Consider the following 11,808-nt stretch of genomic DNA (forward strand, 5'->3'; position numbering starts at 1 on the left):
ATGTCGCCGAATGAAACCTGCTCCAAACGCATGGACCTGGACGCGCCACAGCAACCAATCACCTACGGCAATACCGCGGTAGGCAAGGCCGATCCGCCGGATACCTATCACGACGGCACAACAGCGGCATTCCGGTCTCGGCGCTGAAAGCCTGGGCCGTGCCCAGCCCGCACCGAGCCACACGCGGCGCAGGCCGAGCACCACAAGAGCGACGGCCACCGCAGCACTGCCTGGGCGGCAACCTGAGAACCTGTACACGACCTACTGCGACGCATCCTCTTGCGCACGTTTCCTCAAGCCAGCAACCCCGCCGCTCGAGTGCTCATCATTCATTGCCAGTCGTGTGTGCGTACCCATCTGCGGCCGGGAGGATTCAACTTGTCGATTCCTTGACTTGCATTCAATGAAGACGGATTGACTGGGCTCTAGCACGACGCATGCCTGGCACAAGGAAAACACAGCACCGGAATGATCATTTATTGATAGCCAGGCGAACGTCAATTGTATATTTTGTTTTTTTGACTGACAGGAATGAAATCATGCCAGTGTCGCCGTCACAGCACAGGACTTCAATCGGAAACTATAATCACAGTGATGAAAAAGCAAGGGCAACCATCATCCGGCCTGCCCCGGGTACAGGTTCAATCGACCAGGCCAGCGCCGATGGAAGCCGCCATTTCACATCCCAGATCACCCGGGTCGCAAACTCCGATGAAATATTGAACAGATCGTCGAATCAGCGCGCCGGCTCGCGACGGGGTGCATTTTCCACAGCCGTCCTGTCAGTACTTCTATTCAACCAGATTCGGGCGGCAGGCACTGCGCCTTTTTCGGCTACGGAAACGTTTTTAAGCGATACTGGCAACAATCATCCCCTCCCCAATTCGGATTATCTGGCCACGATTGGCGCGTCCGCCGCGGCGGCGTTGAATAGAAGCAATCTCTCCTCGGTCGAATATGGTTATTCATCCCTGCCGCCTGAAGCTTATGCCAACCAGGCACCTCGTGGAAACGCAAGCGTCACCCAAGGGAACAATGGCGATATTTATGTTGTTACAGAAACACAGAAAAAAAATGAACTGATCTCCGCCGTCGTACGGCATCTGCTGTCCAGCGGACAGCTGATCGCCGATGATAGCAAGGACGTTGAAGCTTGGCTGCGGTCTGAAGCTGCCGGAAAACCGCTGGTGATCTCCCGCCTGCGCGATAGTGATGGTATCAACCGCACAAGACGGGCACTGGCGGCAGAGAACGACCCGCGAACATCGGAACATATAAAACGACACTGCGCGTTTGAAGAAGAAGTGCTGAACGCACGAGGAGAGAATGAAGGGAAGCTGCTTATATTTCAGGCCCAGCGCGCTGAAAATCCATTCCGCATGATTTATAACGACACCACAGAAGGAGGCCCTTCTCCTTTAACCAGAGGTATTACCGACGGGCTGAATATCGTGACCGACTTCCTTACATTGGGAATCAAGCCATTGATCGGAAAATTGATTGCCAATGCAAAACGCAGAGAATATTATAAAAACCAGGGAGATAGAATTTGCGCAGAAAGATTCAAGCGGCTGTTCATTGCGGAGCTGGCAACATCGATTGATGTCGACGGACTGGCATTTACGCGACACGCAACGCCCAGGCTGGTGAAATCCGCTGAACTGCTCGATGCTGTACCTGCACGGGAAAGAGCGGCATTTTTTACCCGAGATCCGTCGACAGGCATACGCAAAGAAATTCTACTGGAGTTGAAACCTGGAATTTCCGAAATAAATGACGGCAAGCGCAAGATTTACCTCAAGCCGACAGAAAGGCCGAATGAGTTCATCACGCATCATCCGGATGCCCTAAAACCAGAACTCCTGGAGAAAAAGGTCATTATTGATGAGACCAAACATGTATGGCGATATGCAGATGAGTTTGATATAGCCAATCTCAACGTTCAGGTCAACGAAGGGAAGCGGCAAATAAACCTGAATGGCAACTATTATAATCTAAACAAGAATGCCGCCGGGAAGTTCGAGATTGTCGTACGGAAGAAGTCAGGAATCAAGGAATACATACCCGTCTATATGGAGCCACGCTCAAAGACTTGGCACCTAAACGTGCACAACAATCACCCTGTTTTCAGCGAACCTCAGTTGAAAATTATTGAAAAAATTGCCATCCCCGAGGATCAAATAAACATATGCTATATCGTCGACAACAACAACGCTAAATATTATGGCCACGGGAAAATACTTATATCACAGCGCAATGATGCAACCCCCGAAGCGCTTGCTGGCAATTTTATCGAGATAGCTGGTGCGTTCGCGCCAGTAAGGAACACACAGCACCAGGGAAGTGGAGCGCTTTATGAAGTATACAGCATTAAGAATCCGGACAAAAAGGGCTATCCCATTGAATGGGATGGCACGCGATGGAGGTTCGAAAGATCTACTTCGGTCCATGTGTCCAGGGATCTCAGAAAACGCGTGACGGATAGCATGCTTGATAAAAATGTGGATGCAAGAACACTTTCCGCACCCGACAGCAGGGGATTGAGATTTGACGCCAACGGCAATGGCTTCATTAAAATCAAAAGAGATTATGCTGAAATCAAGAAAAACCCTAACGGCATGTTTTCGCTTGCTTCAAAAACCGGTCCCAGGCTCATCCTGCGCTACAGGAATGGCCAGTTTCACATTGAAACAACCGCCGAGCTATTGAAAAGAATCATGACGACAGGATTGGGCGGGACAGGCTCAAGAACCGCGGCGCGCCATTATAAAAATCAGAAAACGAATGTAGATATCGACCCTGCCCTTACCGTTGACGAAAGGCAGACCCTCCATGCGTACGGGCGTCAATACCACTCTGACATAAACGAATACATGCGGGCAGGAAAACCGGAAAGCTATTATTCCGGATCTCCGCACTTAACGGAGCCCTTGATTAATGCCGAAAAAAACATGCAATCCGCACTGAGAAAAATACCTCCTTATGCCGGAAAAGTATACAGAGGCGCAGAGCTGAAAAAAGATCTATATCAAAAACTGGAAAAAGGAGATATCGTCTCGGATCGAGGTTTCATGTCAACATCGACGAGCTTTGATGTAGCGAAGCTGCATAGAGCGGACGGCAGGAATACCCATGTTCCAGTACTATATGAGATAACCGTGGTAAAGTCAGGGCACCCCATAAGTCGATACACGAACAAGCCCCGCGAAAATGAAGTCCTGATCGAAGACAATACTTTTTTCAAAGTTCTCGAAAAAAATGACGGCACCATCAAATTAATGGAAATCGATGCATCATCATTGAGCCAGGAGCAAAGAGATTCCGTAATTTATATCAGCACGTAACGCGACCAACAAAGCGTAGCGAGTCGTTGTCAGATGGGCGTGACCGATGCGCAGGAACCGCAATGTACGAGTGGTTACCTGCGGATTTCCAGCACCGGCCAAGCCCACCTGGCGACGACGCGGTATTTTGATCGCCGCCGCTGGACTATTTTCGATGTATCTACCCGGATTTCTGTCCGGAGTGAATCTGCACGAAGTGGAATAGTCAGCGCATTCGTGCGGCGTAGTCGCGGCATGTGGGTTGCTGTCGCTGTTTCATCAAGAAAGGCCGGACAACTTGAATCCCGTCTCGGTTGATCCTGTTTCCATTCACTCCGTGCGGGTTGCCTGTCCACGCGCGACTGCTCGCTGGCATCCCAGGTTTTTCTGAAACTCAAACCCGCTCGTTGAGTTGATGCCATAGCGCCGGCACCATGATCTATTGAGTTTCGTCGCCCGGGCGCTCACTCAACTCCACCAGTGAGCGCCGGGTGATCGCTGTCGCGCGCCGTCCCCGCGTTCCAGTGCACCCAGAACATGATCACGCAGATTTTGCGAACAGGCGCGCATGCCTGGCTTCCTCAGCAGGGCCTGAGGCCAGCTGCACTTTAACGTGCGCTCAAATCGGAAATGCTCCAGCGTTCGGACGCTACGTTCGCCGTCAAAACCCGACACCCTGGGCCCCTCAGACTTACGCCAAATACATCGCGCCCGTTCAGTACCCTGCACGCGGTGGCGCGGCAACGCCGTTTCACGTACGGCCTCCGCCGATAAGGCCCTGCCCTGCCTGCTCTCCTCCACGATCCTCTCGACGCCGCAAGCTTGGCGGCGCGTGCGATCCCTGCCAGACGCTTGCCATCTCCATGATCGATCATTCTCCGAAACACGGATTCGCCCGCTGGCTGTTCGTCGCCTATGCCGTCGTCATCGCCGTGATCGGCGCCGCCCTGGCCGCAATGGGCGGGCAGCTCGTCGCCGGCGGCGGCTCCTGGCACTGCCTATTGGCCGGCCTGGCCTTGGCCGTGTCCGATCTGCTGCTGGCGCTCGGCCAGCGTGCCGGGCTGTGGCTGCTCGGCGTGACGCTGGCGGCCACCATCGCCTGGGCGCTGGGCGAAACCGGCCTGGACGGCTGGGCACTGATCCCGCGCCTGGCAATGATCTCGGTGCTGGGCCTGCTGCTGTTGCCGTTCTGGAAGGTGCCGCGGCGGCGCCTGGCGCCGGTGTCCGGCCTGGCCTGCGCCGTGGTCGCCGGCGTGCTGCCGATGCTCGGTGCGCTGCTGGTGTTCGTGCCGCTGTTCCTCCCGCGCACGATCGAACTGGCCGACCCTGCACTGGCCACGCAGCGGCCGCAGGCCGCGTTCAGCCGCGCCATGGTGGTCAGCCCCGACGGCAACGTCGCCGCCAACCACGACACCGGCAACTGGACCGCCTATGCCGGCTCCCACCTGTCCAACCACTACAGCCCCGGCGCGCCGCTCACCCCGGACAACGTCAAGCACCTGAAGATCGCCTGGAAATTCCATACCGGCGACCTCAAGCCCACCGGCTCCAAGCTCGGCTATGCGTTCCAGAACACGCCGCTGAAGGTCGGCGACCTGGCCTACATCTGCACCCCCACGCAGAAGGTGATCGCGATCGAAGCCAGCACCGGCAAGGAGCGCGCTGGCGCTTCGACCCCAGAACCGACCCCAAGGCAATGGCCGGCGTCACCGCCACCACCTGCCACGGCGTGTCCTACTTCGAGGCCAGCACCCCGGTCGCCGAATGCGCCAAGCGCATCTTCTGGCCGATGGTGGACGGTCGTCTGGGCGCGCTCGACGCCGCTACCGGCAAGCTTACGAGCGCTTCGGTGACCATGGCTACGTCGATCTGAACAAGGACACCGGCAACACCAAGCCCGGTTTCGTCGACCCGACCTCGCCGCCGGTGGTGATGCGCGGAGTGGTGATCCAACCCACCGGCCAGGTCCGCGATGGCCAGGAACGCGATGCGCCGTCGGGCGTGGTGCACGCCTTCGACGCGGTCAGCGGCCAGCTGCGCTGGGCCTGGGACCTGGGCGATCCGGCGATCGACGCCGCACCGCCGGCCGCCCGGACCTATCCCCGTTCCACCCCGAACATGTGGTCGCTGATGGCCGCCGACGACGAACTCGGCCTGGTCTACCTGCCGACCGGCAACGCCTCCGGCGACTTCTTCGGCAACGGCCGCACCCCGCACCTCGCTGATCGCGGTGGATGCGGCCACCGGCAAGCAACGCTGGCACCTGCGCACCGTCAACCACGACCTGTGGGACGACGACATCGGCCCGCAGCCGAATCTGGTCGATTTCCCGGTTCCCGGCGGCGGCGCCCGTCCGGCGGTGATCCAGGCCACCCAGTCCGGCCAGGTGTTCGTGCTCGACCGCGCGACCGGCACGCCGATCATGCCGGTGCCGCAGCTGCCGGTGCCGAAGGGCGCCGACCACGGCGACTGGACCGCCAGGACCCAATCGGTGTCGCCGGGCATGCCCAACACCGTCGGTGCGCCGAGCTAAGGACTACGGGACCCTCGTCGAGTCCGACGCCTGGGCATCACCCCGTTCGACCAGTTGGCCTGCCGCATCCAGTTCAAGCGACTGCGCCACCAGGGCATGTTCACCCCGTCCAGCCTGCAGGGATTACTGTGGTTCAACGGGAACCACGGCGGCATCAACTGGGGCGGCGTGTCGGTGGACCTGCAGCGCGGCATCATGGTGATGAACAGCCATCGCCTGCCCTACACCGCGCACGTCTACCCGCGGCAGGAGACGAACGCGCTGGGCGTGGTCTCGGTGTTCAACGGCAAGAGCAGGACGCCCGGCTACATGGCCGAGGAAGGGTTGGCCTATGCGCACGCAAGGAGCCGTGGATGTCGCCGCTGAACACGCCGTGCATCGCCCCGCCGTGGGGCTACATCTCCGGCGTGGACCTGCGCACCCGGCAGGTGATCTGTTCGCACTGGACTACTCCGCTGGGCACCGGCTACGACCAGGGCCCGCTGGGCATCCCGCCGAAGATGAAGTTCGAGCTGGGCACGCCGAACAACAGCGGCTCGCTGGCCATTGCCGGCAACGTCACCTTCATCGGCGCTGGACGACATTCCTGCGGGCTACGACACCCAGACCGGCAAGCTGCTGTGGGAAGTGCGGGTACCGGCCGGCCAGCAGGCCGCGCCGCTGAGCTACACGGTCGATGGCAAGCAGTACATCGTCGCCGCGATCGGCGGCCACGACCGCATACGGACCAAGGCCGGCGACAGCGTGATCGCCTGGATCCTGCCGGACGCCGCGGCGGCGAAGTAGGCGTTCGCCACCCAACCCGTTGCACCCGACCGACCGCCGCAAGGCGGCCGGTTGCGTTCGGCCACGAGCCGCGGCAGCGCTGAACGTCACCCCGACCGGCGTGGCGGCGCAGCCGGCGGCAGCCGCGCGAACGCCGACCCCGGCAACTGCGCGAACAGCGGCGCGCTCAGTCCTGGATCCACGCCAGCGTCGCCATGCGCCCGCTGCGGCGGTCACGGCGATAGGAATGGAAGCGCTGCGCGTCGGAGATGGTGCACAGGCCGCCGCCGTGCACCTGGATCGGGGCAATTCCCGCTCCGGCCAGGCGCTGCCGCGCCAGCGCGTACAGGTCCATCCGCCAGTGGCCGGGACGGGTGGCGGCGAAGGCGCTGACGGCCGCCGGATCGTGGCCGAGGAAGGCCTCGCGTACGTTTGCGCCGATCTCGTACGCCTGCGGGCCTGCGGCCGGCCCCAGCCAGGCCTGCAGCTGCGCCGGCGGCGTGCGCAGGGCGGCGACGGTGGCTTCCAGCACGCCGCCGGCCAGGCCCTGCCAACCGGCATGCGCGGCACCGATCTCGCTGCCGTCGCGGGCGGCGAACACCACCGGCAGGCAATCGGCGCTCAGGATCGCCAGCGCCACGCCGGGCGTGGCGGTGACCGCGGCATCGGCGGTCGGCTCGGCGTCGATGCCGACCGCGGCCGGCGGCCGCTCGGCGCGCAGCACCTGCACGCCATGCACCTGCCGCAGCCAGTGCGGCGGCGACGGCAGCGCCAGCCGCGCGGCGAGCTCGTCGCGGTTGCGCTGCACCGTGGCCGGGTCGTCGCCGTCCGCGGCACTGCGGTTGCCCAGGTTGAACCGGTCGAACGGCGGCAACGAGGCGCCGGCGCCGTAACGCAGCGTGGTCAGCGCACGTACCCGCGGCACTGGCGGCCAGTCGGCGGCGAGAACGAAGTCGGTCACGTGCGTGCGTCTGCGGAAGCCCAGGCGGCCGCGGCGCCGGCGCGCCGCGCTGCCGTCGCCGCCATGGACGCGGCCGCCGCGACGGACCCGCCGCGGCCAGCGCGGCATGCACGCAGGCGCGCTGCGCGCCGGGCCGGCGCGGAAGCGCCGGCGCGTGCCAGTGCCGATGGCCGGCCCGCGCCCGCCATGCTCAGCGCCGCGCCTGCGCCGCGGCCACGCGCGAATCCTCGCGCAGCGAGGCCAGCAGGCGCTGCAGGTCGGCCGGCACCGCGGCACTGGCACGCACTGGTTCGCCGTGCACGGGATGCCTGAACTCCAGCGTCTCGGCATGCAGGGCCTGGCGCTTGAAGCCGCGCAATTGGGCGACCAGCGCCTCGGTGGCGCCCTTGGGCAGCTTGAGCGGACCGCCATACAGCGGGTCGCCGACGATCGGGTGCTTCAGGTGCGCCATGTGCACGCGGATCTGGTGGGTGCGCCCGGTCTCCAGGCGGCATTCCAGCGCGGTGTGCGCGCGGAAGCGCTCGCGCAGCCGGTAGTGGGTGACTGCGTCGCGGCCGTCCTCGCGCACTGCCATGCGCAGGCGGTCGCGCGGATGGCGGTCGATCGGCGCGGCGGCGGTGCCGCCGGAGACCAGCGGCGCGGACACCACCGCCAGGTATTGGCGGTGCACGTCGCGCGCCGCCAGCTGCGCCACCAGCGAGGTATGCGCCTGCAGGGTGCGCGCCACCACCATCGCGCCGCTGGTGTCCTTGTCCAGGCGGTGCACGATGCCGGCGCGCGGCAGCGCGGCCAGCGCCGGATCGCGGTACAGCAGGGCGTTGACCAGGGTGCCGCTGGGATTGCCGGCGCCGGGATGCACCACCAGCCCGGCCGGCTTGTTCAGCACGATGACCTGGTCGTCCTCGTACAACACCTCCAGCGGGACGTCCTCCGGCAGCGCGTGGGTCTGGGTCTCCAGCACCGCATGCAGGCTGGCGATCTCGCCGCCGCGCAGGGCGTCGCGCGGCCGCGCCGGGGCGCCGTCCAGCAGCGCGTCGCCGGACTTGATCCACTCGGCCAGGCGCGAACGCGAAAATTCGGGAAACAGCTCGGCCAGCACCGCGTCGAAACGGCGGCCGGCGGCATGGTCGGGCACGCGCGCCTGACGCGGGCCGTGGGCGGCGGCGTCCTCGGCAGAGTCCGGGAGGTGATTGGGCATGGAAAGGGCGGCAACGCCATGTCGGAAAGGGGGAGGGGCGCGGCGGCCGCAGTCAGTCGCCGGACAGGCCACTAGGCTATCATCGCTGCTTCGTATTCCCGACGTGTCCCGCCCGAACCCATGATCCGACGCTCCGTCCCGCTCTCCGCGCACGTCCGTTTCATCGCCCTGATGCTGGTCGTGGTCGTCGCGGCGACGGGTTGCCACCGCCAGAAGAACAAGAATCCCGAGGAAGGGATGCCGGTGGAGCAGCTGTACCAGAAGGCGCACTCGCAGATGCAGAGCGGCAACTGGGCCGGCGCCGAAGGCAGCTTCAAGCGCCTGGTCGCGCAGTATCCCTACGGCCAGTACACCGAGCAGGCGATGATCGAGACCGCCTACGCGCAGTACAAGGCGGGCAAGCACGACGACGCGGTGTCCAGCATCGACCGCTTCATCCGCACCTACCCCACCCATCCCAACATCGCCTACCTGTACTACCTGCGCGGGCTGTCCAATGCCAACCGCGACACGGTGTTCCTGCGCCGGGTCTGGTCGCTGGACCCGAGCCGCCGCGACCTGTCCACGCCGCAGCAGGCCTATGCCGACTTCAATACCGTCGCCGATCGCTACCCGAACAGCCGCTACGCCGCCGATGCGCGCCAGCGCATGATCGTGCTGCGCAACGTGTTCGCCCAGCACGAACTGGACAACGCGCTGTACTACCTGCGCCGCAGTGCCTGGGTGTCGGCCGCCGGCCGCGCCACCTACCTGCTGGAAACCTACCCGCAGAGCGCCTACCAGTACGACGCGGTGGCGGTGCTGGCCGAGGCCTATGGCCATCTGCACAACAAGCCGCTGGCCGACGACGCGCGCCGGGTGCTGCAGCTCAACGATCCCGAGCACCCGTGGCTGAGCGGCCACTGGCCGAGGTACCCGTGGATGATCCGCAAGCTCAACCCGTTCGCCGGCGAGAAGTCCGCTTCCACCGGGCAGTCCAACTCGCAGATGGCGCGCTGAGCCACCCTGCCGGATGCAACCAGACAGGGGCCGCAAGGCCCCTGTTTCGTTTGGCGGCGACCACGTCCGCACGCGGGTTCGCCAGGCTGGACCGCCGCCGCGCGCGCGGCCAGCCCGGTCGGCCTGCAAGCGACGCCGCGCCCGCTGCCATGCGTGCGCTCCGCTTACAGTGGGCGGCCCCGCAGCCGACGGCATCGGCCAGTTCCGCGATCTGTAGTGCGGCGCTCGGCCGGTATGCGCCTACCGCAGCGGCCGCTTGCTAGGCTCCGCGCTCCACGCGTGCCGGCCAGCCAGGAGACGTGCCGTGCCGCACCTGCCCCTGCTCTCGCTGCTCCGGCTTCTCGCCTGCGCCCTCGCCGCCAGCGCCGTACCCGCCGGTGTGCCGCCGAGCGCAGCGCCGCGGCGCCGGCCATCGTGTTCGGCGTCAACGGCCACGACGACCGTCCCGGCTATCCGCAGAGCCAGGCCGAGGCCGTGTTCAGGCTGCTCGACCAGCGCAACCTGCGCAGCCACCGCTTCGACGTGGACCCGCGCAACGTCGCCGTGCTCGACCGGCTGGTGGCGCTGTCGCGCCAGTACCGCATCGCGCTGCGGCCGATGCTGTACCCGATGTCGCGCGAGACCGGCTACCAGCTGGCACGGCGCTACGCCGCCGACATCAAACTGTGGGAAATCGGCAACGAGCAGGGCGACAGCCACGATGGCGCGCAAGCGCGCATCGATGCGATGACCGCAATGTACCGCGGCATGCAGCAGGCCTCGGACGAACTCGGCGCCGGCCTGGAATTCAACATCATCATCACCGCCTGCAACAGCGACGACCATTCGGCGAACGCGCGCTGCCGCGGCGATGGACCTGTACCTGGGGCAGATGCGCGGCGCGGTGCAGAAGTACCGCGGCAAGGTGCTCTTCAACGAGGTCGATTGCGCCGAGGTGTACGCCGGCAACACCGACGGCGGCCAGGCCGGCGACGGCGCCTGCTACGACAGCGTGGCGCAGATCGTGCGCACGCTGCAGACCGACTACGCCGACGTGGTCGCCGAGATCAACCTCTAGGAACTGCTCGACCAGACCAACCTGCGGGGTGTGGAAGGCCACTTCGGCCTGATGTACGAGCTGTCGCGGCCGAAGCCGACGCTGGAGCTGCTGACCGGTTTCGCCGACTGAGGGCGGCGACCGCGCCGCGCCTTCGCGCGCCGCACGGTGCGCCCGGCTATGCTGGCCGCATGTTCGAACTGCATCAGGTCACCTGCCGCTACGGCGACGCGCTCGCGCTGGACCGGGTCGATCTGCGCATCGCCCCTGGCCGCAGCACCGCGCTGATCGGCCCCAGCGGCGCCGGCAAATCCAGCGTGCTGCGCATGCTGCTCGGGCTGGAATGGCCCGATGCCGGCGAGGTCCGCTTCCAGGGCGAACCACTGCGTCGCGCCACCCTGCTGGCGCAGCGCCGCCGCATCGGCTACGTGATCCAGGAAGGCGGGCTGTTCCCGCACCTGAGCGCAGGCGACAACGCCACCTTGCTGGCGCAGACCGTGGGCTGGGCGCAGCCGCGGATCGACGCGCGGCTGCAAGAACTGGCCGCGCTGTGCCGCCTGCCCGACGCGCTGCTGGCGCGCTATCCGGCCGAACTGTCCGGCGGCCAGCGCCAACGCGTCGGCCTGATCCGCGCGCTGCTGCTGGACCCGCCGGTGCTGCTGCTGGACGAGCCGTTGGGCGCGCTCGACCCGATCGTGCGCCACGAACTGCAGACGCAGATGCGCGAACTGTTCGCACTGCTCGGCAAGACCGTGGTACTGGTGACCCACGACGTCGCCGAGGCCGCCTACCTGGGCGACACCCTGGTGCTGATGCGCAGCGGCCGCATCGTGCAGCAAGGCAGCGCGCGCGACCTGCTGGATGCGCCGGCCGAGCCGTTCGTCGGCCAGTTCCTGCACGCGCAGCGCACGCTGCAGGACGCGCGCTGATGGCCGCCACGCGCCGCCGCGCACGGGCGCCGATCGTGCTCGCGGCATTGTTCGTCCTGCTCTG

General features: G+C 64.5%; 6 protein-coding genes, 1 other RNA gene and 3 pseudogenes. 7 read left to right on the top strand and 3 right to left on the bottom strand.

Translation table 11 applies throughout. The features are described from left to right. Positions 1-539: 539 nt before the first annotated feature. Positions 540-3,344 carry an ADP-ribosyltransferase gene (locus G4Q83_RS14000; RefSeq protein ID WP_158254957.1) on the top strand — a complete coding sequence of 935 codons (2,805 nt, stop codon included), beginning with the start codon at positions 540-542 and terminating at the stop codon, positions 3,342-3,344. A gap of 3 nt (positions 3,345-3,347) precedes the next feature. Here the strand turns inward: G4Q83_RS14000 and G4Q83_RS14005 are convergent. Continuing rightward, positions 3,348-3,424: non-coding RNA, sX9 sRNA (locus G4Q83_RS14005), on the bottom strand. Positions 3,425-4,693: 1,269 nt separating this feature from the next. Here G4Q83_RS14005 and G4Q83_RS24970 point away from each other — a divergent pair. The 3 genes and pseudogenes from G4Q83_RS24970 to G4Q83_RS24980 all read left to right on the top strand — a co-directional run. Next, a pseudogene (locus G4Q83_RS24970) lies at positions 4,694-4,921 on the top strand (membrane-bound PQQ-dependent dehydrogenase, glucose/quinate/shikimate family); the annotation flags it as partial. A 98-nt stretch (positions 4,922-5,019) separates the two neighbouring features. Beyond that, a pseudogene (locus G4Q83_RS24975) lies at positions 5,020-6,377 on the top strand (PQQ-binding-like beta-propeller repeat protein); the annotation flags it as partial. Positions 6,378-6,402: 25 nt separating this feature from the next. Further along, entirely contained in the window at positions 6,403-6,642 is a 240-nt protein-coding gene (locus tag G4Q83_RS24980; protein WP_465270786.1) for a hypothetical protein, read from the top strand. Positions 6,643-6,808: 166 nt separating this feature from the next. On the opposite strand, the gene pgeF is transcribed toward G4Q83_RS24980, so the two are convergent. Both pgeF and rluD read right to left on the bottom strand, forming a co-directional pair. Continuing rightward, positions 6,809-7,582, bottom strand: coding sequence for a peptidoglycan editing factor PgeF (pgeF, locus tag G4Q83_RS14015; protein WP_128418925.1), 774 nt, complete (start codon positions 7,580-7,582; stop codon positions 6,809-6,811). 190 nt (positions 7,583-7,772) lie between these two features. After that, positions 7,773-8,780, bottom strand: coding sequence for a 23S rRNA pseudouridine(1911/1915/1917) synthase RluD (gene rluD, locus G4Q83_RS14020; RefSeq protein WP_128418926.1), 1,008 nt, complete (start codon positions 8,778-8,780; stop codon positions 7,773-7,775). A 120-nt stretch (positions 8,781-8,900) separates the two neighbouring features. Here rluD and G4Q83_RS14025 point away from each other — a divergent pair, with 120 nt between their 5' ends. From G4Q83_RS14025 to G4Q83_RS14035, 3 genes and pseudogenes are all read left to right on the top strand, one after another. Further along, entirely contained in the window at positions 8,901-9,779 is an 879-nt protein-coding gene (locus tag G4Q83_RS14025; protein ID WP_128418927.1) for an outer membrane protein assembly factor BamD, read from the top strand. Positions 9,780-10,124: 345 nt separating this feature from the next. Next, positions 10,125-10,947 (top strand): annotated as a pseudogene (locus tag G4Q83_RS14030) (hypothetical protein). Positions 10,948-11,006: 59 nt separating this feature from the next. After that, entirely contained in the window at positions 11,007-11,744 is a 738-nt protein-coding gene (locus G4Q83_RS14035; protein WP_128418928.1) for an ATP-binding cassette domain-containing protein, read from the top strand. The last annotated feature ends 64 nt before the right edge of the window (positions 11,745-11,808 follow it).

The organism is Xanthomonas theicola (assembly GCF_014236795.1).
Taxonomy (GTDB): domain Bacteria; phylum Pseudomonadota; class Gammaproteobacteria; order Xanthomonadales; family Xanthomonadaceae; genus Xanthomonas_A; species Xanthomonas_A theicola.

Excerpts from the sequence above, each read along its gene's own strand:
- G4Q83_RS14000 (WP_158254957.1), top strand. The coding sequence starts at position 540 with ATGCCAGTGTCGCCGTCACAGCACAGGACTTCAATCGGAAACTATAAT.
- rluD (WP_128418926.1), bottom strand. The coding sequence starts at position 8,780 with ATGCCCAATCACCTCCCGGACTCTGCCGAGGACGCCGCCGCCCACGGC.
- G4Q83_RS14025 (WP_128418927.1), top strand. The coding sequence starts at position 8,901 with ATGATCCGACGCTCCGTCCCGCTCTCCGCGCACGTCCGTTTCATCGCC.
- G4Q83_RS14035 (WP_128418928.1), top strand. The coding sequence starts at position 11,007 with ATGTTCGAACTGCATCAGGTCACCTGCCGCTACGGCGACGCGCTCGCG.